Origin of the sequence: Nocardiopsis synnemataformans (genome assembly GCF_965343085.1) — a bacterium.
Lineage (GTDB): Bacteria > Actinomycetota > Actinomycetes > Streptosporangiales > Streptosporangiaceae > Nocardiopsis > Nocardiopsis alborubida.
On sequence record NZ_CBDRFA010000049.1, the window covers coordinates 26568 to 51829 of the forward strand.

Below are 25262 nucleotides of genomic sequence, written 5' to 3' on the forward strand. Positions count from 1 at the left end.
CGGAAGGGCCGCTGTGTTCCCCGGCCTACGCGCTGTACTGGTACGCCGGGTAGGTCAGGTAACCCCGGTCGCCGCCCTGGTAGTAGGTCGCCTCGTCCACCGGCGCGATCGGCACCCCGGTCCGCAGCCGCTCCACCAGGTCGGGGTTGGCGATGAACGCGCGGCCGAAGCTGACGAGGTCGGCCCCCAGCCCGAGCCAGCGGTCGGCCTCGGCCCGGTCGGTCTGCTTGGGGCCCATGGGAAGCGTCGGGTTCATGATGAGGGTGCCCGGCCAGGCGCGGCGCAGTTCCAGCAGCAGTTCCTCGTCGGTGGTGGCTTCGAGGTGGACGTAGGCCACCCCGATCCGGGCCAGCTCGGCCAGCAGCGCGGTGTACAGCTCGTGCACGCCCGTCTCCTCGGCCCCCCAGAACCCGCCGCCGGGGGAGAGGCGGATGCCGGTGCGCTCCGCCCCCACGGCGTCGGCGGTGGCGGCGGCCGCCTCGACGGCGAACCGGATCCGGTTGGCCACCGAGCCCCCGTAGGAGTCGGTGCGCAGGTTGGCGTTGTCTGAGAGGAACTGCGAGATCAGGTAGCCGTTGGCCCCGTGCAGTTCGACCCCGTCGAACCCGGCGTCGACCGCGCGGCGTGCGGCTCGGGCGTAGGACTCGGCGTGCTCGGGGATCTCGGCCTCCTCCATCGCACGCGGCAGCGGAGCGGGCTGGGGGCCGCTTGGGGTGAACACGTTGCCCACCGCCGCGACGGCCGAGGGGCCGACCGGCTGCGTTCCGGTGGTCTCGTGGTGCGAGACGCGTCCGCCGTGCATGATCTGGGCGAAGACGCGGCCGCCGTTGGCGTGCACCGCCTCGGTCACCGGCTTCCAGGAGGCGACCTGCTCGTCGGTGTACAGCCCCGGCGTTCCCGGGTTGGACTGCCCCACCAGGCTCGGCTGCACCCCCTCGGAGACGATCAGCCCGGCGGTCGCGCGCTGGGCGTAGTACGCCGCCATGGACGGTGTCGCCAGTCCGCCCCCGGCGGCGCGGACGCGGCTCATCGGCGCCATCACCACCCGGTTGGGCAGGGACAGGTCGGCGATTTGGTAGGGCTGGAACAGGCTGGTCACGACGGGTTCTCCTCCGTGGGCGGTGTGCCCCGGGCGGGCACGTCGACTACGCTAAAACCTCACATTGATGTGAGAGGCAAGCGGTTGTGCCGCAGGTCACGAGGGAGGAAGTCGTGCGCATCGGAGAGCTGGCCAGACGGACGGGTGTGAGCGTCCGGTCCCTGCGCTACTACGAGGAGCAGGGACTGCTCGCCAGCGTCCGTAGCGCCAGCGGGCAGCGGCACTACACCGAGGCCGCCGTCGAGCGCGTCGCCTTCGTCCAGCGGCTGTACACCGCCGGGCTGTCCAGCCGCACCATCGCCGAAGTGCTGCCCTGCGCCGAGGCGCCCAGCGAGGGGAACTCCGACGCGGCGATCGAGCGCATGGCCCAGGAGCGCGACCGGCTCACCGAGCACATCGCCGAGCTGGTGCGCACGCGCGACGCGCTCGACAGCCTGACGGAAGCGGCCCGCGCCTACCGGGAGCGGTTCCGCTCCGGAGCCCCCGTCTGACCCGGCCCGCAGGCCGTTGGTCCGCCCAGCCCGCTCCGGAACTCGTCCACTCCCGCGTTCCGGCGCCGCCGGGGAGCCCTATCCCAGCAGCTTCTTCTCCCGTGCCCAGGTTTCGAAGCCGCCCTTGGCGAAGGGGAGCCGCATCCCCGACTCGTGAAGCGTGTCCACCAGCATCGACGCCCCCGGGACCGTGCACTCGCCCCGTTTGCAGGCGTCCGCGATCAGCCCCACGGTTCCCCGCACTTGGAGACCGTGTCGGGTGGCCACCCTGCGCGCGTCCTTGTCGTCCAGGACGACCGTTCCACCGTTGAGTTCGGCATAGGCGCACAGCATGGTCTCGCCAACGTTGTGGTCGTCGGTCAGACCCATTCTGGAGCTCCACGTTCCGAACGCGACGAGGAAGTCCAGGGAGTCGGTGGAAACGACGGTGATCCACGGTGCCTGGACCACCTCGGCATGGGCGTCGGCGCTGTTGCGCCGGATCTCGTCCAGGACCGATCGTGTGGTCAGACACTGGGTGCCGTTGACCAGACTGCCGAAGACATCGAGGCGGTCCGCCTTGGCGGCATGCAGGAGCGGCGAGGCGTCGAACAACAGAGGGTCGTGGGAGGGGGGCAACCCGCTACTCCTCCGTGAGGTCTTCGAGCGTGATCTCGCCGCGCATCATCTCCACGGCCCGGTGCTTGGTGATCCCGTGCTCTCTGACCGCCGCCATCACTGCGGAGGCGTAACGGGGGGAGACCCTGATCTTGTCGAGGTCGGGCAGGGGCTTCCAGCCAAGAGCCTCCTTGAACTCGACAACGGTGGGTGTACGGGCGCGCATCCGGTTGAGGAAGCCGCGGTCCACGGTGTCGGTCTGGCGGAGCTGGGCCAAGGCCAGGCTCCAGGAGACGCGGTAGGTCGCGGAGAGCCGTATCAGCTCCTGCCTGCGCTCCTCCTGCCCCTTGCGGCCCTCGACGGTCCGCATCTGGTCGTGCGGCAGGAGGAACTCGGCGGCGAAGGCCTCGATAACGGCCTCCCTCTCGTCGCGTGATGCGTGTACCCCCAGGTCACTGGAGAACTCGTCCCCCAGCACCATGTGGCCGAGTTCGTGTGCGACGGTGGAGCGCTTGCGGCCGGGTTCCAGACGGGCGTTGACCACCGCGACCGATATGTCGCCGTCGATGAGGGAGGCGCCGTCGGTGTCCAGGGGGACCACCGCGACGAACTGCCCGGAACGCTCGCAGGCGTCGGCGACGGATTCGACCGGTTCCCGGCCGAGACCGAGTTCCGCCCGCAGCCACAGGGCCGCCTCGCGTCCTCCCGACCTGTCCGAGACGGTGCTCGCGTAACGCAGGAGCGGACGGTTCTCCAACATGCCGGTGTCGACGAGCTGGCGCACGTCCCGCAGCCACGCGGCGAGCAGGGACTCCGTCCGGTAGGCGGCCCGGGTCGTGTCCGCCTCACCGACCTCCCCGCTCTCCGCCACCGCGGAGGCCCTGCGGGAGACGAGTTCGGGAGTGGGGCTGAGGAAGTGGCTGACGGGGTAGTCCAGCTCCCTGGCGATCAGGGTCAGCTCCATCGCGTCGATGCGACGGTCGCCCGTTTCCAGTTTGGAAACCATGCTGCGTTCCAGGCCGATCCTGTCGGCGAGCTCCTGTTGGGAAAGCCTCGCTGAGGCGCGGCTCTCCCGCACCCGTTCACCGATTGCCACCCAACTCAGCGCCTCCGTCATGTGTGCGATCATCGCACATCATCTTCCGGTGAGGCAGTACTTCTCACGCATACTTTGCCAACTTCTCGGAATGCCTTTCGGAAACCGAATCCGCCCGCCGTGTGCGTCCTGGTTCGCGGGGTCCGTCCGCTTTCGAACGCGCCACCTGGGTCCGTCTTTCGTTTGTCCGCCCCGAAGCCGCTGTCCGGCCGTCCGTTCTTGGTTCCCGGAGGGCACTTCGCGGTCGGGGCGTACGGATCGAGAAAACCCTGCGGATCAGGGGAAGAGGACGCCGTCGAGCATGGCGACGAGTTCCTCGGCCGCCGCGAGCGGGTCGTAGTCGGGGTGGTCCAGGTGCTCGGCCACGATCGCGTCGATGCCGCCGCCGACGATCAGCGCCGTGGTGCGCAGGTCCGGGCCCTCCATGTGCGGGACCTCCGTGCCCGGATCTGTTCCGCGCGCCCGTCGGGCGGCCGCCATCAGGTCCGCCAGGGGGCGCCAGCGCTCGCTGGAGCGGCGGTCGTCGTCGCTCACCCCCGCGATGACCACCCGGGTGTGCCCGGGGTGATCGCGCAGGTAACCGACCAGCGAGCGGATGTAGGCGGCGGGGGCCCGCTCTGCGTCGGCGCTCTCCACGGCCCGGCCCACGTGCTCGACCAGGTCGGTGAGCGCGCTCTCGTGCGCCGCGCGCACCAGGGCGTCCTTGGAGCGGAAGTGGTACAGCACCGCCGCCTTGGTGATCCCGGCGGCCTCGGCGATGCGGGCCAGCGAGGTTCCCGCGTTCCCGTGCTCGGCGATGAGCCGGACCGTCACGTCGATGAGCTGGGCGCGCCGCGCCTGCTCGGTCAGGGTGAGCTTGCGCGGCTCCGGCTCCGGCTCCGGCCCCTGCCCGTGCTGCCGAGCCCGCTCCTGCTCATGCTCCCGTGACCGGGGGTTCTCTCTTGTCATGACTCCAGAACTTACCGTATGGTCAGATTACTTACCAATCGGTTAGGGGATGTGATGGACAAGAAGAAGCGGAACCGCTGGATCCTCGTGTCGTGCGTCGCGGTCGCCGGGGTGCTCCTCGCCGCGACCGCCCTGCGCACGCCCTCCCCGGTGGGGCACTGGCGCTCGGCCGAGGGGCGGGACGCCTTCATGCGCGTCTACGAGACCGCGATGGCTGACCTGCCCCGACCCGACGCCGAGATCGACGTGCGCACCGACTACGGCGTCGTGCGGATGTACCGCTTCGAGGGCGTGGGGGACCGGGAGCGCCCGCTGGTCCTGCTGCCCGGCCGGGCAGCGCCCTCGCCGGTCTGGGCGGACAACCTGCCCTCCCTGCTGGAGGTCGGCGACGTCTACACGGTCGACCTGCTGGGCGAACCCGGCATGAGCGTGCAGGACCGGCCGATCGAGGACGACGCCGACCAGGCGGCGTGGCTGCACCAGGCCCTCAACGGCCTGCCCGAGGAGGAGTTCCACCTGGTGGGGCTGTCGATCGGCGGCTGGGCGGCGACCAACCTGGCCGTGCGCGAACCCGCCCTCCTGGCCTCGGTGACGCTGGTGGACCCGGTGTTCGTCTTCGACGACATGCCCCTGGAGATAGTCCTGCGCTCCCTGCCCGCCTCGCTGCCCTGGCTGCCGCGCTCCTGGCGCGACGGGTTCAACTCCTGGACCGCGGGCGGGGCGCCGGTGGAGGACGTGCCGGTCGCCCGGATGATCGAGTCCGCCATGCAGAACTACGCGCTCAAGCTGCCCCCGCCCGGCCGGATCAGCGAGGAGGCCCTCGCGGACCTGGACATGCCCGTGCTGGCGTTCGTCGCCGGACGGTCGGTGATGCACGACCCCGACACCGCGGCGGCCACCGCCGAGCGTGCCCTGCCCCACGGCACGGTGCGGGTCTACCCGGAGGCCTCGCACGCGATCAACGGCGAGTACCCCGGGGAGCTGGCCGCCGACATCGCCGCCTTCCTGGACGAGGCCGACCGGCCCTGAGGTCGTTCGGCCGCCGTCGTCGCACCAGGGAAGGGCGAGGGGTGCGCGTGTAGTCTGAAAACCGAACGGGGATGGTGTTCCGTTCGGAGAGAGTCCGGCCAGCCGGGCCGGGGGTGCGCCGACGCGCGTTCCAACCATGCGAGACCCGGGCCACCCCGCTCCCGGTACGGGCCGGGAACCCGTGCCGTCTTCCGCGCACCCGTGACGCGCCTACCGCGCGCACGTCTCTTCGTCCGGAGCGGCCCAGGCACGACCCGCCCGCCCCGGGGATGGTGGAGCACTCCACTCATGGCTCCTTGCACGCTCCGTCCGCCCTCTGCCGCCGACACCCCTGCCTCGATTCCCGCCGTCGTTGACCCGTCCGGTGTGACCTTTTTCAGCCCGGCGGGTATATCCCTCCTGGTCGGGTCCTGTATCCGGGCCCGAACGCCGGGCGTGGAGCCGCGGCTGGCGTCCCCGCTGGTTCGGGTCCGCAGACTCCAGGAACCCGTCGGGACGCAGGATCTCCCGCCGGTGTACGCGACGACGGAGGAGGCCCTGATTGATGACCGAAGGTGACCAGACGGATTCCGCCAACGCCACGCGAACGCGACAACGGAGGGGAAGCGACTTCGCCGTCCTCTCCCGGACCGTCGACGAGTCCGGACTGCTGAGAAAGAGACCGGGCCACTACACGTTACGGATCACCCTCACACTCTCACTGCTCGCCGCGACCTGGACGGCCTTCGTGCTGATCGGGCCCTCCTGGTGGCAGATGGTGACGGCCGCGGTGCTCGCGGTGCTCTTCACCCAGACGGCCTTCATCGGGCACGACGCCGGGCACCAGCAGATCTCCGCCAGCCAGCGGGTCAACCGCCTGATCGGACGGATCCACGGCAACCTGTTGGTGGGACTGGGGTTCGGCTGGTGGGTCGGCAAGCACGACCGCCACCACGCACACCCCAACCACGAGGGAAGGGACCCCGACATCGCCGGGGCCGCCCTGGCCTTCAGCCGGGAGCAGGCCCTGCTGCGCCGACGGGGCCCGGCCCGGTGGCTGGCACGCAGCCAGGCGTGGCTGTTCTTCCCGATGCTGCTCCTGGAGGCCTTCCACCTGCACGTCGCCTCGGTGCGCGAGCTGGCCAGGGACACGCTGCCGGTGCGGGCCCGCGTCCTGGAGGGTGCGCTCCTGGCGCTCCACTTCGGCGGCTACCTCACGATCGTCCTGCTCACGCTCACCCCACTCCAGGCGCTGTGCTTCGTCCTGGTGCACCAGGGCCTGTTCGGCCTGTACATGGGGTGCTCCTTCGCGCCCAACCACAAGGGCATGCCCGTCCTCGAGGAGGGGACCAAGGCGGGCTTCCTGCGCCGCCAGGTCCTGACCTCCCGCAACATCCGAGGCGGGCCGCTGACCGACCTGGTCCTGGGCGGACTGAACTACCAGATCGAGCACCACCTGTTCCCGTCGATGCCCAGGCCCAACCTGCGCCGCGTGCAGCCGCTGGTCCGGGCCGCGTGTGAGCGGTACGGGCTGGCCTACCACGAGACGGGCCTGCTGCACTCCTACGCCGAGGTGCTGCGGCACCTGCACAGGGTGGGCGGGCCGCTGCGTCCGGAGCTGGAGTACTGAGCACCTTTCCCGCAGGGCTTCGCGCCGGGCGGTGACCCGGTACACGTGCGGGCCCGCATGTCCGCGCACGCCCCGTGGGACGCTCGGTGTCCTCCCGGGCTCCCGGGCACGCGAAGGCCCCGGCCAGCGGACTTCCCCGCTGGTCGGGGCCTCCTGTTTTTTCGGTGCGGGTCCGGGTGCGGTTACGGCGTGACCCGCTGGCCCCCGAAGGTCACGACCAGGGTGCCGTCGGCGGCGTAGGACCAGTCCAGGCCGCCGTCGTAGGAGGAGCACCGCGACCCGTTCGAGCCGGACCAGAACTGGTTCGAGCTGTCCGAGTTGCCGATGATCCGGTCGTTGGACCCGCTGTCGCACGAGGTGTTGTTCCGGAACACCGAGGAGCCTCCGTCGAAGTTGAAGTTGCGCTCCTCGTTGCCGATGCTGACGTTGTCCGAGACCGTCATCGAGCCGGTGTTCCTGTTGTAGGTGAACCCGTGCTTGCCGTTGTCGTAGGCGATGTTGCCCGTGATGACGTGGTCGACCCCGATGTCCTCGCCGCCGAGCTTGAAGCCGTTGCGGTCGCCGTTCCCGGCCTGGGAGCCGTCGCTGAGGACGCCGTTCTCGTAGGCCAGGGAGTCCTCGATGGTCACGGCGCCGATGGGGCCGGTCTCGCTCTTGGTGTAGAGGTCCCAGCCGTCGTCGATGTTGTTGTGGGCCACGGCGTGGCGGAACACGTTGCCGGGACCGGAGGTGAGCTTGGCGGCGAAGCCGTCGGCGTCCTCCCCGTCGGAGTCGGCGTTGTCGTGCGACTCCGCGCTCAGGATGAGGTTGTGGGCGGGCCACTCGCTCTCGGGGGTGCTGGAGACGCGGCGCGAGAGCTGGAGGCCGGTGTCGCGGTTGAAGCGGGTCACCGTGCCCTCGATGACGTTGTGGCTGCCGCTGACGAAGATGCCGTTGTCCCCGGCGTGCTCGACGACGATGCCCTCGATGTGCCAGTAGGACGCCTCCAGCGCCAGGCCGCGGTTGGTGGAGTCCTCGCTCTGGGCGGAGAAGTTCAGTACCGGGGTCTCACCCGGGTAGGCGGACAGCTCCGTGCGGTCGCCCGCGGTGCCGTCGCTGCCCTGCGGGATGGTGACCGTGTCCGGGAGCCCGTAGGTGCCGCCGCGCATGTGGATCGTCCCGCCGGGCTCGATCCGGTCGATGGCCGAGGTGAGCGTGGTGGGGTCGGACTCGGTGCCGTCCGCGCCCGCGCTGCCGCCCGGAGCCACGTACAGGGCGGAGGCCGTCGGCGGGTTGTCGTCGTCACCGCCGCCGTCGTCGCCACCACCGTCGTCACCGCCGCCGTCGTCGCCACCGCCGCTCACCTCCACGTCGAGGTAGTCGACGTTGGGCATGCCCTGGGAGCCGGTCGGGTCGAACCGGATCGTGTTGTCGCCCTCCTCCAGCTGCACGGTGAGCGTCTTGGTCGCCCACTCGTCCCAGTCGCCGGTGCCCTCGAAGGAGACCGACGCCGCCCGGGAGCCGTTCACGAGGACGTCAGCGGGGCGGGCGGAGGAGGTGCCGTTGGCGAAGTGCACGGTCAGCGTGGCCGTTCCCGGGGCGGAGGCGTTCACGCTGAACTGCACGTGGGCGCCCTCCTCGTTCTCGGTGTCGCAGAACCCGTCGCCGGAGTAGCCCGGCCACTCGGTTTCGATGCTGCCGTTGCAGGAGGCTGAGGAGCCCTCGGCCTCGTAACGGGTGGTGGCGGCGTGCGCCGTGGTGCCGGAAAGCGTGACGAGCGTGCCTGCCAGCAGGACGGCGCACGCGAGGGCGGGTCTCGTTTTCATCGTTCGTCTCCAGGGGGGTTGGTGCGTCTGACCATTGGGACGGTGAACGGAAGGGGGCGGTGGTCCTGGGGGACGGGGACCGGAGGTCGGCTGGGGGACGGGGACGTGGCGGGTGCGGGCCGGTGCGGCCGGTCGTGCGGCGGCGGTGCCGCGGGAGGCGGCCGTGCCAACGAAACGGTGGCACCCGTAGTACGGAAAGCGCTTTCAACGGAGAAGTTAAGTGTTCGTTCCCAACACGTCAACGGTCTTGTTCTCTGTGTGGATTCGTGTTAAAGGGGCGGAGTTCTTCCTGTTCGGGGCGGTGCTCGTTTTTTCGAAACTGCTCTGCGCCGAGCTTCGTCACGCTCGGGTGCGGCGGTGGTGCTGTGCGTTCGGGGCGCGCGGGCTTCCGTTTGTGAGCCCAGTGGGAAATGAGGTACGCAAGTGAAGAATGGTATTTCGGTCGCGTTCGGGCGGCGCGCTTTGTGAGAGTGCTGACCTGGCCTGACGGCATGGTCGGAGATGCGGAACCAGACGGTACGGAAAGCCCTTACCAAGCAATCGGTGAACACTGGCGCCGTGCGACGCCAGGAGGCGGACAGGGGCTTCCGGGGTGCCGGGGTGCCTGGGGCCTTCCGAGTGTGGAGGGTGTTCGGGCCTTCGGGACGGTCAGCGTCCCGTTCCGGGCCTCCGGGGTCTTATGGGGTCTCCGGGGCCTCCGAGACGCCCCGGGCCTCCGGGGCCTTCTGGGCCCTCTGGGGTGTTCTGACCTGCGATATGGCCCGGGTCTTCGGAACCTAGGGGGCCTCTGGGGCCCCCGTGCCCTCGTCGGGGTCGGGGACATTCGCGACCCGCCGCGTGCGCAGGCGTCCGCACATCCCGAACGCCGGGGGCCCCGGCCTCGGCTCGGTGCGCACCACGGCGGCCTCCCGCATGATCCCCGGGTCGCCCCCGGCCAGCGCCGCGAGCTGATCCCGGGTCCGCTCCACCTCCCGTTCCACGCCCTCGCGCCAGATCTCCCGCCACTCCTCCACGCGCGGCCGCACGATGCGCGCCGCGAGCCGGTGGAACTCCTCCAGCGCCCCCGCGCCCTCCTCCCGGACCGACGCGACCAACTCCAGGTAGCCCCGCATGGCCAGGTCGCGCCGGGCCCGCGCCCGCTCCGCGCGCAGCTCCTCGGGCCCCTCCGCGGGCAGGGCCGCCGCGGCGGCGTAGGCTCCGTGGTCGGCCAGCACCTCGCGCGGGAAGGTGAACACCGCGTCGCCCGCCTCGGGCAGGCCCGCGTTCTGCATGACCACGGTGATCTCCAGCCCGCCGGAGTTCACCAGCCGGTGCACCGTGCCCGGGGCGAACCACAGCACGGCGCCGGCCGCGAGCGGGTCGGCCGCGACGCCCCGCGGGGTGACCGTGTGCACCTCGCCCTCGCCCGCGACCACCACGTAGGCCTCCGACGACGCGGTGTGGACGTGGGGCGTGCCGCCGTGCAGGCCGTCGGGGGCCTCCCAGTCGTAGACCCGCAGGCCGCTGACGGCGGTGCCGCCGGGGAAGCGGGGCGTGCTCATGGCGCCTCCTCCCCGGGCGCGTACTCCCGCGCGAGCGCACCGACCTCGTCGGCGGCGCACACCCGGTCGACGAACACCAGGCGGTGGCGCAGGTTCAGCGTGTGGTCCGGCTCCAGGACGATCTCCTCGTCGAAGGACGGGGAGGGGCTGAACACGGGGAAGGGCTCGCTCCGGACGAACCACCTGATCGGGACGGAGGCGCTCGTGGTCCCGGCGTAGGCCAGGACGGTCGCGCCGCCGTCGATCTCGTCGTGCTGGCCGCTGAAGGCGATCCAGTTCGCCTCCGTGCCCATGACGTCGGCGCCGGTGAGGCCGGTCGCGCTGACCACGTCGCCGCCGGTCCACGACCGGGGGCCGCGCCAGAAGAGCCCGGTGTAGCCCGCGGCGGCGCGTCCATGGGTGGTGGGGCTGCCCAGCTCGAGCACCTCCCCGCGCACGTTGGTCAGCGAGGTCGCGAAGTCCAGCGCCCAGATCCCCCGTTCGCGGTCCACCGAGTGGAACCGGTGGGTGCGCACCTCGGCGATCCACCGCTCGCCGCCCGAACTCGTCCAGGCCAGGCGCTCGGTGACCGAGACGCCGTCCCCGTCCCGGGCGACGGAGGTGAACCCCTCGTGGCCGATGCCGCCGTTGTTGCCCAGCCACTGGTAGCCGTCGCCGCGGACGAAGGTCGGCCCTCCCCAGAAGTTCTGCCCCGAGACGTGGGACCAGGTCATCTGTAGGCCCTTGTGCCACCGGTGGTCCCACGGCCGGAACGCGGTCAGCGGCGCGCCGCTGAGGGTGCGCAGGGGGTGCAGGTAGGGCTTGGGCGACTCGGTGGCGGGGGAGTCGGGACGCAGCACGTAGCGCGCGATCTCGACCCCGCCCACCGCCACCGTGAGCGCGTCGCCGTCTTCGGTCAGGGTGGGGGTCTCAGACACCTGTGGTCGCCTCCGTTCGAGTGAGGACGGCCGCGGCGGTGTCCGCGTCGCCCCCGTGCATCGCGTGGTAGAAGCCGTCGTCGGGGGTCAGGTCCCGCCGACGCGCCGTCGTGCCGGTCAGGGCCGACCGGTACATCCCCGCGACGAGTTCGAGCGCGCGCCGCCCGTCGCGGCCGCTGGCGCGGGGCCGCTCCCCGCGTCCCATCGCGTCGAGCAGCGCGGCGAGCTGGGCCCGGTGCGAACTCGGCTGGTCCTCCACCGGCGGCCAGGACGCGACCGCGTCGGTGTCGCGCACGTGCGGCGCCGGGGTCCAGCGCCAGTGCGCGTTGTCGTAGCCGTAGAGGTGTTCCAGCTCGACCGTGGCGTGCTCGAAGTCGAAGCGCAGGTAGCTGGTCTCGCGGGGCGAGAGCAGGCTGTTGGCCACGGAGACGGTCGCGCCCGACTCCAGGCGCACGATCGCCATCGACACGTCCTCGGTCTCGGTGGACCGCGCGGTCGTGGACATCACGGCCGTGACCTCGGACCAGTCGCCGAGCAGGGAGAGCATGAGGTCCATCTGGTGGATGCCGTGGCCCATGCTCGGGCCGCCTCCCTCGGTCTCCCACCGGCCGCGCCAGGGGACCTCGAAGTAGTCCGGGGCGCGGAACCACAGGGTGTTGCACACGCCGACGAGCGGGCGGCCGAGCGTGCCCTCGGCGAGGTGGCGGCGCAGGCGCTCGGCGCCGGAGCCGAACCGGTGCTGGAACACGTAGCTGACGAAGGGGCCGTGCTCGCCTCCCTCGTGGGCGCGGACCTCGTCGTACTCGGCGAGGGAGAGCGCGGGCGGCTTCTCACACCACACCCAGGACCCGGCGTCCAGGCTCGCGATCACCGCGTCCTTGTGCGCGACGGGCGGCGTGCACACGATCACGAGGTCGGGGGACTCCGCGCGCAGCAGGGCGTCGAGGTCGGTGTAGCGGCCGGGCACGCCCCACTCGTCGGCGGTCGCGGCCACGAGGGACGCGTCGAGGTCGGCCAACGCGACCACGTCGACCCTGTCGCCCAGGGCGGCGAGCGCGGGCAGGTGCCTGCCGCGGGCGATGCCGCCGCTTCCGACGACGGCTACGCGAATCGGTGAACTGGTACTCGGCACTGGCACACCCCTCGGATCACGAACCCATGGTGAACGTTCACTTTCTGCGGCCGGGTCTAAAATAGTGATCGTTCACATCCGCAGTCAAGACCGATCCCGCCGACGGACGCCGCCGACGGGCCCCGCCGAAGGAGGAGTCGATGGCCGATCCCGAACCGCCGAGGCGTCGACCGACCATCATGGAGGTCGCCCGCCTGGCGGGCGTCTCCCACCAGACCGTCTCGCGCTACCTGCGCTTCGAGGGCGGGCTCAAGGAGGCGACCCGCGAACGCGTCGACGCCGCGGTCCGCGAGCTCAACTACCGCCCCAACCTCGTGGCCCGGTCGATGCGCACGCGCCGGACCGGGCGCCTGGCGATCCTCCTGCCCGGCGTGCCCACCGCCAGCCCGAGCCGGTTGCTCGCCGGGGCCATCGCGACCGCCCACGCGGAGGGCTTCGTCGTCGAGGCGCTGAGCATGGACGGCGGGATCGGGGCCCGGACCGAGCGCATGCTCGAACTCGCCGACTCGGGCCAGGTGGAGGGCATCCTCTCCCTGGCACCCGTCGCCCCCGACAGCCTCCGGGGCGCGGGCGAGGGCGCCTCCGTGGTCGTCTCCGCCGACTACGACGACGCGATGCGCGGCCTGGGCGAGATCGCCGACGGGTCGATCGTCGCCGACCTCGTCGAGGGGCTGGCCAAGGCCGGGCACCGGCGCTTCCTGCACGTGTCCGGCCCCCTCCAGTACGCCTCGGCGCGGGGGCGCAGGCAGACCTACCTGGAGACGGTCGAACGCCTGGGGCTGGAGTCCCACGGCGTGGTCGACGGCGACTGGTCGGCCGGGTCCGGCGCCGAGGCCGTGCGCTCCCTGCCCGAGGACAGCGGGGTCAGCGCCGTCATCGCGGGCAACGACGTGGTCGCGGCGGGCGTGGTCCGCGGGGCGATGGAACGCGGGTGGAGCGTGCCGGGCGACCTGAGCGTGACGGGGTGGGACAACAACCCGGTGGGCGCCTACCTGTCGCCCTCGCTCACGACGGTCGACGTGGACCTCGAACGGCTGGGCGGCAGCGCCATGCGCCGCCTGGTCGCGGCTGTGCGGGGCACGGTGGCGGAGGTCGGGAACGAGCCGCTCAACACGATCCTGTGGCGCGAGTCCACCGGCCCGGGGCCCTGGCGCTGACGGCGGCTGCGTGCCGCGCGGGACTGTGCGATGTGACACCGCACAGGTAACGGCGTATGACGTGCGTGTTTCGGAAGTGTCGCGTACCGGGCTGTCGTTGTGCACATGCCTATCGCCGCGTGCCCAATCCGCTGCGAATCGCCATTGTTCGCCAGCTCACAGTTGCTGCAACCTGGAATGAAATCCCAGGTGGGAACGGCATGGACCGTGCGGCACCATCAGGGGTGGGACCGCGTGCGCCCTCCACGGCGCGGGCGGGTCCACGCCCGCCGCCGAACGCCCGCGCGGTACGTCCGGCGGGTCCGGTACGTCCGTGCGGCACGTCGGGTTCGCCCGGCGGGTCCGGTACGCCCGGTCTGTCTGCCCGTCCGGCGGATCCGGCACGCCGGTCCGTCCGGCCGCGCGCCCCGCCTGGGACCCAACCGCCGCAGCCGTCCCAACCGCTCCACCCCACGGAGAACGCCTCCAGCATGCTCGACCTCAAACTGACCAACGCCCGTATCCGCACGGTCGACGACGACCGGCCCCGCGCCACGGTGCTCGGCATCGCCGCCGGGCGCGTCCTCGGCCTGGACGAGGAGGTCGCCGACCTGCCCGCGCGCAGGACGGTCGACTGCGGCGGCGCCGTGGTCGTCCCCGGCTTCGGGGACGCGCACAACCACATGGCGTGGTTCGGCCAGTCGCTCGCCGAGCTGGAGCTGGAGACGGTGTCCACCCTGGACGCCCTCTACGACGCGGTCGCCCGCGCGGCCGCGACGCTGCCCGAGGGCACGTGGATCGTCGGCTCCGGCTACGACGACGCCCTGCTCGGCGCCCACCCCGACCGCCACGGCCTCGACCGGGCCGGGAGCGGCCGACCCGTGTGGCTCAAGCACCGCTCCGGCCACATGTGCACCGTCAGCAGCGCGGTCCTGCGCCAGGCCGGGATCGACACCGCCGTGTCCGACACCGCCGCGGCCGACCCGGACGGGGGAGTGATCGTCCGAGACGGCGCGGGCGCCCCCACCGGTCTGCTCCAGGAGCGCGCGCAGGAACTGGTGACCGCGCTGGTCATGCCCTACCCCGTGACCGAACTCGCCGACGCGCTCGCGCGCGCCTCCCGGGTCTACGCCTCCGAGGGCCTCACCCACGTCGTGGAGGCGGGCATCGGGCGCGGGCTGATCGGCCGCACCCCCGTGGAGGCCGCCGCCTACCAGCTCGCCCGCGACCGCGGCGAGCTGCTTCCCCGGGTCGAGCTCATGGTCGCCGCCGACAACATGCACCCGCTGGGCGGGCACGCCGACGACGGTATCGACACCGGCATCGACCTGGGGCTGCGCACCGGCTTCGGTGACGACCGGCTGCGCCTGGGGCCGATGAAGATCTGGCTCGACGGATCCCTCATCGGCCGCACCGCCGCCGTCACCGAACCGCTCTGCGGGCACGGCCACGGCGTGTACCAGAACTCCCCGGAGGAGATGCGCGCGCTGGTCGTCGCCGCCCACCGGGCGGGATGGCGCGTGGCCGCGCACGCCATCGGCGACGACGCCGTCGACGTCGCCCTGGAGGCGTTCGCCGAGGCGCAGCGTGCGCTGCCGCGCCCCGACGTGCGCCACCGCATCGAGCACGCGGGCGTGGTGCGCCCGGACCAGCTGCCCCGCATCGCCGAGGCGGGCCTGGTCCCCGTGCCCCAGCCCCGGTTCCTGTACGCCCTGGGCGACGGCATGGCCGCCGCCGTGGGCCCGGACCGCGTGCCCTGGCTCTACCGGCACCGGTCCTTCCTCGACCACGGGCTGCGCGTTCCGGGCAGCTCGGACCGGCCGGTCGCCCCGGGTGCGCCGCTCCTGGGCATGGAGTCGATGGTGGAGCGCGCGACCGCCTCGGGAACCGTACTGGCCGCCGACGAGCGTGTCAGCGCCGAGCAGGCCCTGCGGGCCTACACCATGGACGCGGCCTGGGCCAGCCACGACGAGCACCGCAGGGGCAGCCTGACCCCCGGCAAGCTCGCCGACCTGGTGGTTCTGGACCGTGACCCCGTGGACACCGCGGAGGAGGGCATCGGCACGATCCGCGTCCTGGCGACCCTCGTCGGCGGGGAGTGCGTGCACGGTGCGGAGAACCTCGACGGTCTGGCCTGACCCGGTCCGACACGGCCCGCTCCGACCTGGGCCGTGCTGATCCGACCAGGACCGGTCCGTCCCGACCCGTGCCCGACGGGCGGCACCGGGCGAACGTCCGCCCGGCCCCGCCCCATCCCCCAGCGAATAGGAGAAACCAACGTTGACTTCCTCTCCTGCCTGAAGGCAGGAGAATCCGGAACCACCTACCGGTGGTTCGAGGCCAGGGCCTCGTCACGGGTCGCCCCGTGGCCTTCCTGCTTCGTCGCCGGTCGCCCCGTCCGGGAGGACTCCCGTTGAGGTCTCACACCAGCTCCCGCCCCTACTGTGTGGGCTTCGCCATGATCACACAGCGGGGGCCCGACCCCAACCGCCAGCCCGGCGGCTTCGAGATTGAGCGCCGCGTTCACGTCCCGATCATGGGCCACCTCGCACCGGGGGCATGTCCACGTCCGTACGTGCAGCGGCAACGACGCGTGCACGTATCCGCACCCGGGAGTCGAGCACGCCTTGGAGGAAGGAAAGAACCGGTCCACGACCACCAGGTCCCGCCCGTACCAGGCGCACTCGTACTCCAACATCGTGCGCAGCTCACGCCAGGCCGCATCCGAGATCGCCCGGGCGAGTCTGCGGTTCCTGACCAGGTTGCGCACCGCCAGGTCCTCGATCACGACCACTTGGTTCTCGCGGACGAGTCGAGTAGAGAGCTTGTGCAGGAAATCCCGACGCCGGTCCATGATGCGGGTGTGCGCCCGCGCCACCCTGCGCCGCGCCCTGTCCCGGTTCGCGCTGCCCTGGGCCTTACGCGACAGCGCCCGCTGTGCCTTGGCCAGCCTGGCGCGGTCGCGTCGCTCGTGGTGGGGGTTGGCCATCTTCTCCCCCGTGGACAACGCCACCAGCGACGTCACACCCATGTCCACACCCACCGCGTCGTTGGCGGCCGGAGCCGACTCGACGGTGTCCTCGCACAGCAGCGAGACGAACCAGCGCCCGGCCGCGTCACGCGAGACCGTCACCGTCGAGGGGCGCGCTCCTTCGGGCAGGGGCCGCGACCACACCACGTCGAGCGGGTCGGTCATTTTGGCCAGGGTGAGCTGGCCGTCGCGGTAGCGGAACGCGCTCGCGGTGTACTCCGCCGAGGCCCGGGACTTCTTCTTCGACTTGAAGCGCGGGTAGCGCGCACGCTGGTCGAAGAAGTTGCCGAACGCGGTGTGCAGGTGGCGCAGCGTCTGCTGGAGGGGGACGCAGGAGACCTCGGTGAGGAAGGACAGCTCCTCGGTCTTCTTCCAGGCGGTGAGCATGGCCGAGGTGTGGGAGTAGCCCACCCGTTCCCGGCGCTGCTGTCAGACGGCGGTGTGTTCAGCCAGGGTCCGGTTGTAGACCAGGCGCACGCACCCGAACGTGCGCGACAGCTCGGCCGCCTGCGCATCGGTCGGATAGAAGCGGTACCGATAGGCCCGCTTCACGCTCTTCCTGGCCATGGCACACACCGTAGCGGCCGCCCTGCGGTCGCGTGAGCAAAATCCAACAGAAAGTCACAGAAAGGAGAGGGCGTGTTCTTCCCGTCCTGAAGGACGGGGTATCCACGTCCGACAAACAGATGAGTGACCTCGACCCAGAGGCGACCGAGGAGCGCCCGGCCCGGGGCGGGCCGGAGGTGAGCGGTCGCGACGCGGGCCGGATCGCCTTCGCGGCCTTCGTCGGCACCGCCCTGGAGTGGTACGACTACTTCCTCTTCGGCACGGCCGCCGCGCTCGTGTTCAACCGGCTGTACTTCACGACGCTGGACGCCACGGCCGCCACCCTGGCCGCGTTCGCCACCTTCGGCGTCGGCTTCGTCGCGCGTCCGCTGGGCGCGGTGCTGTTCGGCTGGATGGGCGACCGGATCGGACGGCGACCGGCGCTGCTGATCACCGTGGTCTCCATCGGTGTGGCCACCGGACTCATCGGCCTGCTGCCCGACTTCGCCTCGATCGGCATCGCCGCTCCGCTGCTGCTGGCCCTGCTCCGGCTCGTGCAGGGCGTCGCGGTCGGCGGCGAGTGGGGCGGCGCGGTGACCATCGCCGTCGAGCACGCCCCGCCGGACAAGCGCGGGCGCTACGCGGCGCTGCCGCAGATCGGGTCGCCCGTGGGCACCCTGCTCTCCTCGGGCGCCTTCTCGCTGGTCCTGCTCCTGCCCGCCGAGCAGTTCGACTCCTGGGGCTGGCGCCTGCCGTTCCTGGCGGCGTTCCCGCTGCTGCTGATCGCGGTCTACATCCGCCAGAAGGTGGAGGAGTCGCCGGTCTTCGAGGAGATGGAGAAGCAGGAGAAGCGCTCCAAGGTCCCCGCGATCGACGTGTTCCGCCACGCGTGGGGCAGGCTCCTCATCGCGATCGCCTCCGCCATGCTGGGCGTCGGCGGCTTCTACGTCATGACGACGTTCGCCATCAGCTACGGCACCGACACCCTCGGGCTGTCGCGCAGCCTCATGGTCAACGCCACCCTGGTCGCCGCGGTGGTGCAGATCGCCGTGATCGTCTACTTCGGGCGCCTTGCCGAGAAGCTCGGCCCCGGCCGCGTCACCATGTGGGGCGGTATCGCCACGGCGGTGATCGCCTTCCCGGTGTTCTGGATGATCGACACCGCCTCGCCGGTGCTGGTGGTGCTGGCGGTGGCCGCGGGCGTGGGCTTCCTGTCCATCGCCTACGCGGTCTCCGGCGCGCTGCTCACCGAGCTGTTCCCGGCGCACCTGCGCTACAGCGGCGTCGCGCTGGCCTACAACCTGGCCGGTGCCCTGAGCGGCTTCCTGCCGTTCATCGCGACGGCCCTGCTGGAGAGCGCGGACGGCCGGTCCTGGGTGGCCTCGGCGCTGTTCCTGGGCATCGCCCTGGTCACGGCGGTCGGCGGTTTCTACGGCGAGCGGCTGCGCGTGCGCGACGACGTGGTGGTGCGCTGACCTCAGGGAGGAGAACGCGACGGGCGGTGACCGGAGTCTTCCGGTCACCGCCCGTTCGGCGTTCCGTGCTCGCCCACACGCGCACGAGGGGTCGGCGGGTGCCGCGTCGCCGGGCGGCGAGGGCGGTCGCGCTCCCGGACGCACCGAGGGGCCCGCGCACGTCGCGCGGACCCCTCGGTGCTCTCCGGCTCAGACGCCGGACGGTGCGCTCACGCGCGCCCGGGGGTGTAGGACCCTTCGGAGGCCAGCTCGCCCGCGCCGAGCCGCCGGACCACGTCGGTGAGCACCGCCAGGCCCGCGACCAGGTCGGAGTCCTCGGTGTACTCGCCCTCGTTGTGGGACACGCCCCCGACCGAGGGCACGAAGAGCATGACCGTGGGCACGCGCTCCTTCATGTTGATGGAGTCGTGACCGGCCACGGTCATGACCTCGCCGCTGCTCAGGCCCAGGCTCCAGGCGCTGGCGCGGGCCAGGGCCACGCCCTCGGGCTGGTAGGGGTTGACGCCCCAGGAGTGGGAGAGCGTCTGCTCGACGGTGACGGAGGCCGCCGCCTCGATGCGGGCGACCTGCTCCTGGAGCAGCCGGTCGGCCTCGGCGAGCACCTCCTCGTCGTGCGAGCGCAGGTCGAGCAGCAGTTCGGCACGCGAGGGCACCACCACCGGCGAGTTCGGGTAGACGTCGAGCTGGCCCACGGCCGTGTGCAGGACCCCGGGGAACCGGTCGGCCAGCTCGCGTGCGGCGACGACCAGCATGGAGGCGCCCACGAGCGCGTCCCGACGGTCGGCCATCACGGTCGCCCCCGAGTGCGCCTGCTCCCCGTGGACGGTGACCGCGTACTTGCGCGCGGCCCAGCTGGCGCTGACCAGGCCGATCGTGGTGGAGGACTCTTCCAGGACGCGCCCCTGCTCGACGTGGATCTCGGCGCAGAAGGCGGCCTCGGGGCCGTCACCCTCTCCCAGGAAACCCGTCGGGGCCAGGGCCTCGGCCACCGTGACCCCGTCCGCGTCGCGCGCGGCCAGCGCCGTCTCCAACGGGAGCGAACCGGTGTAGACGGCGCTGCCCATCATGGAGGGCGTGAAGCGCGAGCCCTCCTCGTTGAACCAGTTCACGACCGCGAGGTTGTACACGGGCGCGGGAGCTCCGGCGGCGGAGTCCTGCTCGGCGATCCGGAAGACGGCGTGGGCGGCGGCCAGCACGCCGTAGGCCCCGTCGTAGCGCCCCGCCGTGGGCTGGGAGTCCATGTGCGAGCCGACGACCACGTAGGGGGCGCCCGGCACCCGCTCCAGCAGGCCGAACTGGTTGCCGACGCGGTCGTAGACCACCCGCAGCCCCCGCTCGACCAGGAGTCCCTCCAACCACCGCCGCTGGGCGATGTCGGGCCCGGTGGCGGCCTGCCGGTCGACGCCCCCCGACGGCGTGGCGCCGAAGGCGCTCATGGCCCGGAAGTCCTCCAGGAAGCGGGTGTCGGCGGACGACGCGTCCTGCGACGGACCCTGTTCGTGTGCGGTCATGGCGGTGTTCCTCTCGAAGAACGTCGGGTCGCGGGGGGTCGGGCGTGGGCCACGTCCATCCTCGCCACGCGCCCCGCGCCGCTCAATCGTCATCCACACAAGATTCCCCCGGGGTGCTGTGCATGTGCACATAGACTCGGTGCCGCATGTCGCGCGCCGGACGCCGGAAGCCGAACGCCGCCGAGACGCACGAAGGGAGGCGGTCGTGACGGACCCCGCGGAGCAGGCCCCGCCCGCCGACGAGCCCCGCTCCTGGGCGGGCATGGTCGAGCTGCTCGCCGAGGACCGGGAGAACCTCGTCGAGGACTTCCTCCAGCGCCTGGCGGCCCTGGGCAACTACACCGACGGCATGGTTTCCGACTCCGACCTGCGCCAGAGCGCGACGGAGACCTTCGACATGCTCACCCGGCGGATCGCCGGAGTGCCCCTACCGGACCACCTGCGCGACCTCTCCACCCGCCTGGGTGTGCGCCGGGCCCGCCAGGGAGTGGCGCGCGAGCACCTGCTGGAGGCGGTCCGGCTCGACTTCCGCGTGCTCTGGGCGGGCCTGGTGCGCGCGGGCGGGCCCGGCTCCTCGCAGATCCTCGTGCTGCACGCCGAGGAGATCCTGACCACGGTCGAGCAGTACATCAGCGACGTGCAGGCCGCCTTCCTGGAGGAGCGGGCCGCCCTGGAACGCGACTCCCGGGCCGCGGCGGCCCAGGCGTTCTCCCGGCTGCTCAACTCCGGGAGCCGGGCCGCCGCCGTGGCGTCCGAGGTGGCGGGCACCCTGGGGCTCCCTGAGCACGGGACCTTCGACGTGGCCTTCGTCGTGCCGCCCCCGGAGCGGGAGCAGCGGTCCGCGGCCCGCGTCCGCGAACGCGGCGGTGGCCTGGCGTGGGAGTTCGACGACGGCGTCGCCCTGGTGCGCGAGAGCGGCCGGACGCCGTGGCCGGACCTGGCCCCGGGGGCCTCGGGGGGACTGGTCGCGCGGGTGCGGGGGCTGGCCGCGGTCCCCGCCTCCGTCGAGGCGGCCCGCGTCCTGTCCGGCTACGCCGACACCGGCGGCGGGTTCGTCCGGGAGGAGGACGTCTGGTCCGCCATCGCCCACGACCAGCTGCGCGGTCTGATCCCCGGTTTCGGACGCGACCGCGTGGAGCGCTTCGAGCGGCTCGACGGGGACAGCCGGGCGCGGCTGCTGGAGACGCTGACCCACTACGCCGCCACGGGGTCGGTCAAGGCCACCGCCGAGGCCCTGTACTGCCACCGCAACACGGTGGTCAACCGGCTCCAGGCGTTCCGCGAGACCACGGGCCTGGACCTGACCGTTCCGGCCGAGGCCGCCCAGGCCCTGGTGCTGTTCTCGGGCCGCGGCGGCGCCGGGCGCGGGTGAGGTCCCCTGAGGTCGGTGAGGTCCCCTGAGGTCGGTGAGGTCCCCTGAAGCCCCCGCGTGCAGCACGGGCGGCCCGGGAGGTGGTCCCGGGCCGCCCGTGGCGGCCTCCGTGCGCTGAGGGGCTCTTCGAGGAAGGCGGGTGGGGACGCCGTCAGTTCACGCGCACCGCCGTGAAGATCTCGGCCTTGTCCCCGTCCTCGTCCACCGTTCGGCCGGTGGCGGCGAAGTCGAAGGAGGCGTCCTCACGCTTGAAGCGGTAGCTCTTCTTCGGTGAGGCCACCTTGGTGAAGGTCCCGTCGAGGTCGCGGATGCCGACGAAGTCGACGGTGTCGGGGACGACCAGCTTGATGCGCTTCATGCTCGGCTGGGTGATCCGCATGCTTCCTCTTTCTTGCTCGGTACTCCTCCTGTGTGACGGCAGCACTCTCCGTCTGGTGCCCAGGTCATTCCCCATAACGGAACGATAAAAATCAGGACAGCGATTTTCGTGTGCTCCGTGTCGCTCCGAGGGGGTGCGCCGAACCGGGGTGAACGTGGCGAAAGGAGCATGTGAACTGCGGAAACGCCCTGCCGCGGTCGGGTCGGGGCCGGGCCCCGAGTCGGGCAATCTACCCAGGGCCACAAAGGGGTTTCTTTTCCGACCGAAAACCGTCCTGTGGTTGCGCCCGCGGTGTGTCCGCCCTCAGCCGCCCGCGTTGAGCCACCGGACGGAGAGGTCGAGCGCGGTCGCGAACGCCGTCCAGGCCCAGCAGGGACGCGCGGGTGGACGGGGTATGCGAGGCGGTCGCGGCGGTCATGGCTTATCCCCGTGGTCGGAGGTCGGCGTCTGGTCGGTGCGGGCGCCCGGCCCGTGTGCCCGTACCGCTACCTCCGATCTTTCCTCATTAAACAAGTATCTTGGAAAGCGTGAAGAAAAAGAACCGGGAACGCGGCCGCGCCAAGAAGGCGCTGGGGATCGCCGCGCTCGCCCTGACGCTCCTGCTCGTCCTCGCGGTCGGCGGCTTCGCCGTCTGGGCGCTCAACCCCTACCAGGCGCAGCCGCGGGCGCTGCGGGAGGCGGTCGCCACCCCCGGCGTGGAGGTGGCCGCGACCGACGACGCCGTGGTCGTCGCCTCCACCCACGCCCCACCCGAGGCCGGAGTCGTCTTCTACCCGGGCGCGCGCGTCGCACCCGAGGCCTACGTCGCGCCCTGGGCGCGGATCGCCGCCGACAGCGCCGTACGGGTGGTCATCCCGCGGATGCCGCTGAACTTCGCGGTGTTCGACACCGACCGCGCCGACCGCGCCATCGCCGACCACGGCGACGGAGCCGACACGTGGTACGTGGGCGGGCACTCGCTGGGCGGCGCGATGGCCGCCTCCCACCTCGGCGGGCGCACGGACGACACGGTCGTCGGGCTGGTCCTGTGGGGCTCCTACGCCACGGAGGGCGCGGGCCTGGCCGAACGCGAGGACCTCGCGGTCATCTCGGTCTCGGGCAGCCGGGACGGCCTGTCCGACCCGGCGACGGTCGAGGAGAACCGCGTGAACCTGCCGCCCGGCGCGCACACGCACCAGATCCAGGGGATGAACCACGCCCAGTTCGGCGCCTACGGGGCCCAGGCGGGAGACCTCCCCGCCGACATCGGCGACGCCGAGGCCCACCGCCGCCTCGCCGCGGTGATGGCCGACTTCCTGGAACGGTAGGACCCGCACGTGCCAGGAGCCCGTACCCCCGAGGCGGTACGGACTCCTGGCACGAGGGGGACGTGCGCCTTACGCGGCCGCGGAGCGGGAACCGCGTACCAGCACCACGGCGGCCAACAGGGCGTCCTCCGCCTCCTCCAGCGCGGCCCGGACATGGTGCCCGTCGGGGGCGGAGTGCACGGCGATGAGCGCGTGCGCCGCGCACATCGCCGCCTCCGCCGCCGCACCCGGCCGCGAGGGGGCCGGGTCGGTCGCCCACTGCCAGTCGCTGACGGTCCGCTCCATCCTGCGGTACAGCAGTGCCTGACCCACCTCCCGATCCTGTACCGCGTGGGCCCACGCGTTCGGTGCGCCCTCGCCGGGGCGCACCGAATCCGGACCGGCCTGGATCTCCGCCGCGGCGATCAGGCTCTGCGTCAGCGCGGGCACGTCCTCCTCGCTCGCGCCGCCGCTGCGGTGCTGGGGATCGAACACGGGAGGGAGACCCAGAGCGGTCAGCGCGCGCACGATCGGTCCGGGGTCGCCGATACCCTGCGTCATCTCAACCTCCGGCTGTCTGCTTTGGCACATCCCCAGCCCTCTACCCAGTCATCCGTTACTTCCCGAACGCATTCCCCGCGTTTTTGTCGAAAAACTCCGGCGGGTACTACGGAGGTGCAACGACCCGGACTCGGGCCGGGTTCCTGCGGACGCCGTGCGGGTGGTGTTCCGGGACCGATCCCCGTGCCGGGGACCTACGCCTCGTCGTGCGCGTCGGCTCCGGCAGCACCGTCGGCGCCGGGGGCGGCGTCCATGAAGGCGAGCCCGCGCAGGGCCAGCCGGGCGTCCTCGTAGCGCCCCTCGATCGTGGCCTCGACGTCGAAGGAGTGCGACTCGGTTGGCGGGTAGCCGATCAGGGCGGCGGCCCGACTGGGAACCGGTCTCGCGGCCGCCTCGGCGGACTCCCACACCAGGACCGCGCCCCACCGGTTCGTCTCCGGGTCGGCGATCCACACCTTGAACCGCAGCCCGGGTACGTCGGCGAACGCGGCGACGGACCGGTCGACCAGGTACGCGCGCAGGGACTCGATGGTCTGGGCGGACCGGGACAGGTCCCACCAGACGATGTGGGTGCGCATCAGGGGCCTCTCTGGAAACAGGCGGCTCGGCGGTTCGATCCGCGTGGACGGGGCAGCGGGGCACCGGGGCAGCGGGTCCGTCCCGGCTGGGCGGGGCGCGGAGCCCGTGGGCGGCTCACCCGGTGAGGAAGTCGCCCAGGGCCGCGGCCAGCTCCTCGGGGGCCTCCTCGGCGACGTGGTGGCCCGAGTCGATGCCGTGGCCGCGGACGTCGTCCGCCCAGGTCCGCCAGACACGCAGCGGATCGCCGTACAGCTCCTCCAGGTCGTCCCGCAGCGACCACAGGACCAGCGTGGGGCACCGGACGCGCCGACCCCCGGCGGCGCGGTCGGCCTCCTCGTGCGCCCTGTCGACGGTCAGACCGGCGCGGTAGTCCTCCAGCATCGCCCGCACCACCTCGGGGTCGCGCACCGCCCGCCGCCACTCCTCGTGGTTCTCCCGCCCCATACTCCCGGGGTCACCGGTGTACCAGCGGTCGGGATCGGCGTTGATCACGCGCTCGGGGACCTCCGGCTGGGCGAAGAAGAACCAGTGCCACCACCGCGTGGCGAACTCGGGCGTGATCCGGGACAGGTGCTCGCTGATGGGCAGGCAGTCGATGAGCGCCACCCGGGAGACCAGGTCGGGATGGTCCAGGACCAACCGCAGGGCCACGTAGCTGCCCCGGTCGTGGCCGACGAGCGCGAACCGGTCGTGGCCCAGCAGACGCATCACCGCCACCATGTCGGCGGCGACCGCGCGTTTGGAGTGGTTGGTGTGGTCCGGTGAGGGCGCGGGGCCGCGGGAGCGCCCGTAACCCCGCAGGTCGGCGCAGACCACGGTGAAGCCCCGCTCGACCAGGAGGGGAGCGACGCGGTGCCAGGTCGCCGAGGTGCGGGGGTGACCGTGCAGCAGCAGTACGGCTGGGCCCCGGCCGCCGTGGCGCACGAAGACGGTCGCGTCGCCGAGCGGGACGGACTGGGAGGTGAAACCCTCGAACATCGCCCCAGTATCCCCGCCGCCGCCCCGCCGGTACAGGGCCCCGGAGCAGGGGAGGGGAAGAGGGAGGGCGCAGCCGCGCGGAGACGGCTCGCCTCTGGGGCGGGTACGTGCGCCAGCACCCGACCCGCGCAGCCGCGCGCGGAG

At 72.0% G+C, this 25262-nt stretch carries 22 protein-coding genes and 1 pseudogene; 9 read left to right on the forward strand and 14 right to left on the reverse strand.

Features of this window, described 5'->3' with window-relative positions; translation table 11 throughout:
- Positions 1 to 25 precede the first annotated feature (25 nt).
- Complete coding sequence (locus ACSIH6_RS25205) at positions 26 to 1099, reverse strand: alkene reductase (protein WP_435110792.1); 1074 nt, start codon at positions 1097 to 1099, stop codon at positions 26 to 28.
- A 113-nt stretch (positions 1100 to 1212) separates the two neighbouring features.
- Here ACSIH6_RS25205 and ACSIH6_RS25210 point away from each other — a divergent pair, with 113 nt between their 5' ends.
- Positions 1213 to 1590: a MerR family transcriptional regulator gene (locus tag ACSIH6_RS25210; RefSeq protein ID WP_435110793.1), complete on the forward strand. Its 378-nt coding sequence runs from the start codon at positions 1213 to 1215 to the stop codon at positions 1588 to 1590.
- 78 nt (positions 1591 to 1668) lie between these two features.
- Here the strand turns inward: ACSIH6_RS25210 and ACSIH6_RS25215 are convergent, their stop codons facing one another.
- The 3 genes from ACSIH6_RS25215 to ACSIH6_RS25225 form a co-directional block, all read right to left on the reverse strand.
- A complete protein-coding gene (locus ACSIH6_RS25215) occupies positions 1669 to 2208 on the reverse strand; it encodes a PIN domain-containing protein (RefSeq protein WP_435110794.1) in 540 nt (179 codons plus the stop codon).
- A gap of 4 nt (positions 2209 to 2212) precedes the next feature.
- On the reverse strand, positions 2213 to 3283 hold the full coding sequence (locus ACSIH6_RS25220) for a helix-turn-helix domain-containing protein (protein WP_435110795.1): 1071 nt from the start codon (positions 3281 to 3283) through the stop codon (positions 2213 to 2215).
- A gap of 276 nt (positions 3284 to 3559) precedes the next feature.
- Complete coding sequence (locus ACSIH6_RS25225) at positions 3560 to 4231, reverse strand: TetR/AcrR family transcriptional regulator (RefSeq protein WP_435110796.1); 672 nt, start codon at positions 4229 to 4231, stop codon at positions 3560 to 3562.
- Positions 4232 to 4285: 54 nt separating this feature from the next.
- Here ACSIH6_RS25225 and ACSIH6_RS25230 point away from each other — a divergent pair, with 54 nt between their 5' ends.
- From ACSIH6_RS25230 to ACSIH6_RS25240, 3 genes are all read left to right on the forward strand, one after another.
- Positions 4286 to 5260 (forward strand): alpha/beta fold hydrolase, encoded by a 975-nt coding sequence (locus tag ACSIH6_RS25230; RefSeq protein ID WP_435110797.1) that lies wholly within the window; start codon positions 4286 to 4288, stop codon positions 5258 to 5260.
- Between the two features lie 288 nt (positions 5261 to 5548).
- Entirely contained in the window at positions 5549 to 5818 is a 270-nt protein-coding gene (locus ACSIH6_RS25235) for an STAS domain-containing protein (RefSeq protein WP_435110798.1), read from the forward strand.
- Complete coding sequence (locus ACSIH6_RS25240) at positions 5805 to 6869, forward strand: fatty acid desaturase family protein (RefSeq protein WP_435110799.1); 1065 nt, start codon at positions 5805 to 5807, stop codon at positions 6867 to 6869. The genes ACSIH6_RS25235 and ACSIH6_RS25240 overlap by 14 nt, the downstream gene beginning before the upstream one ends.
- A gap of 182 nt (positions 6870 to 7051) precedes the next feature.
- On the opposite strand, the gene ACSIH6_RS25245 is transcribed toward ACSIH6_RS25240, so the two are convergent.
- The 4 genes from ACSIH6_RS25245 to ACSIH6_RS25260 form a co-directional block, all read right to left on the reverse strand.
- Complete coding sequence (locus ACSIH6_RS25245; RefSeq protein WP_435110800.1) at positions 7052 to 8674, reverse strand: right-handed parallel beta-helix repeat-containing protein; 1623 nt, start codon at positions 8672 to 8674, stop codon at positions 7052 to 7054.
- Between the two features lie 776 nt (positions 8675 to 9450).
- On the reverse strand, positions 9451 to 10215 hold the full coding sequence (locus tag ACSIH6_RS25250) for a cupin domain-containing protein (RefSeq protein ID WP_435110801.1): 765 nt from the start codon (positions 10213 to 10215) through the stop codon (positions 9451 to 9453).
- Positions 10212 to 11132 carry a DUF6807 domain-containing protein gene (locus ACSIH6_RS25255; protein WP_435110802.1) on the reverse strand — a complete coding sequence of 307 codons (921 nt, stop codon included), beginning with the start codon at positions 11130 to 11132 and terminating at the stop codon, positions 10212 to 10214. The genes ACSIH6_RS25250 and ACSIH6_RS25255 overlap by 4 nt, the downstream gene beginning before the upstream one ends.
- A complete protein-coding gene (locus ACSIH6_RS25260; protein WP_435110803.1) occupies positions 11125 to 12264 on the reverse strand; it encodes a Gfo/Idh/MocA family protein in 1140 nt (379 codons plus the stop codon). The genes ACSIH6_RS25255 and ACSIH6_RS25260 overlap by 8 nt, the downstream gene beginning before the upstream one ends.
- 140 nt (positions 12265 to 12404) lie before the next feature.
- On the opposite strand from ACSIH6_RS25260, the gene ACSIH6_RS25265 reads away from it, so the two are divergent.
- Positions 12405 to 13421 (forward strand): LacI family DNA-binding transcriptional regulator, encoded by a 1017-nt coding sequence (locus ACSIH6_RS25265; protein WP_435110804.1) that lies wholly within the window; start codon positions 12405 to 12407, stop codon positions 13419 to 13421.
- Positions 13422 to 13891: 470 nt separating this feature from the next.
- Positions 13892 to 15538, forward strand: coding sequence for an amidohydrolase (locus ACSIH6_RS25270; protein WP_435110805.1), 1647 nt, complete (start codon positions 13892 to 13894; stop codon positions 15536 to 15538).
- A 185-nt stretch (positions 15539 to 15723) separates the two neighbouring features.
- Here the strand turns inward: ACSIH6_RS25270 and ACSIH6_RS25275 are convergent.
- Positions 15724 to 16998 (reverse strand): annotated as a pseudogene (locus ACSIH6_RS25275) (RNA-guided endonuclease InsQ/TnpB family protein).
- Between the two features lie 119 nt (positions 16999 to 17117).
- Here ACSIH6_RS25275 and ACSIH6_RS25280 point away from each other — a divergent pair.
- Entirely contained in the window at positions 17118 to 18452 is a 1335-nt protein-coding gene (locus ACSIH6_RS25280) for an MFS transporter (RefSeq protein ID WP_435110806.1), read from the forward strand.
- Between the two features lie 209 nt (positions 18453 to 18661).
- Here the strand turns inward: ACSIH6_RS25280 and ACSIH6_RS25285 are convergent, their stop codons facing one another.
- Positions 18662 to 19963: a M20 family metallo-hydrolase gene (locus tag ACSIH6_RS25285; protein WP_435110807.1), complete on the reverse strand. Its 1302-nt coding sequence runs from the start codon at positions 19961 to 19963 to the stop codon at positions 18662 to 18664.
- Between the two features lie 205 nt (positions 19964 to 20168).
- Here ACSIH6_RS25285 and ACSIH6_RS25290 point away from each other — a divergent pair, with 205 nt between their 5' ends.
- A complete protein-coding gene (locus ACSIH6_RS25290; protein WP_435110808.1) occupies positions 20169 to 21335 on the forward strand; it encodes a helix-turn-helix domain-containing protein in 1167 nt (388 codons plus the stop codon).
- Between the two features lie 151 nt (positions 21336 to 21486).
- On the opposite strand, the gene ACSIH6_RS25295 is transcribed toward ACSIH6_RS25290, so the two are convergent.
- Positions 21487 to 21714: a hypothetical protein gene (locus tag ACSIH6_RS25295; RefSeq protein WP_435110809.1), complete on the reverse strand. Its 228-nt coding sequence runs from the start codon at positions 21712 to 21714 to the stop codon at positions 21487 to 21489.
- Positions 21715 to 22241: 527 nt separating this feature from the next.
- Here ACSIH6_RS25295 and ACSIH6_RS25300 point away from each other — a divergent pair.
- Positions 22242 to 23021 carry an alpha/beta hydrolase gene (locus ACSIH6_RS25300; protein ID WP_435110810.1) on the forward strand — a complete coding sequence of 260 codons (780 nt, stop codon included), beginning with the start codon at positions 22242 to 22244 and terminating at the stop codon, positions 23019 to 23021.
- A 69-nt stretch (positions 23022 to 23090) separates the two neighbouring features.
- Here the strand turns inward: ACSIH6_RS25300 and ACSIH6_RS25305 are convergent, their stop codons facing one another.
- The 3 genes from ACSIH6_RS25305 to ACSIH6_RS25315 all read right to left on the reverse strand — a co-directional run bounded on the left by ACSIH6_RS25305 (position 23091) and on the right by ACSIH6_RS25315 (position 25118).
- Positions 23091 to 23561 (reverse strand): hypothetical protein, encoded by a 471-nt coding sequence (locus ACSIH6_RS25305; protein WP_435110811.1) that lies wholly within the window; start codon positions 23559 to 23561, stop codon positions 23091 to 23093.
- A 194-nt stretch (positions 23562 to 23755) separates the two neighbouring features.
- Positions 23756 to 24139 carry a hypothetical protein gene (locus ACSIH6_RS25310; protein ID WP_435110812.1) on the reverse strand — a complete coding sequence of 128 codons (384 nt, stop codon included), beginning with the start codon at positions 24137 to 24139 and terminating at the stop codon, positions 23756 to 23758.
- Positions 24140 to 24254: 115 nt separating this feature from the next.
- Complete coding sequence (locus tag ACSIH6_RS25315) at positions 24255 to 25118, reverse strand: alpha/beta fold hydrolase (protein WP_435110813.1); 864 nt, start codon at positions 25116 to 25118, stop codon at positions 24255 to 24257.
- Between the last annotated feature and the right edge of the window lie 144 nt (positions 25119 to 25262).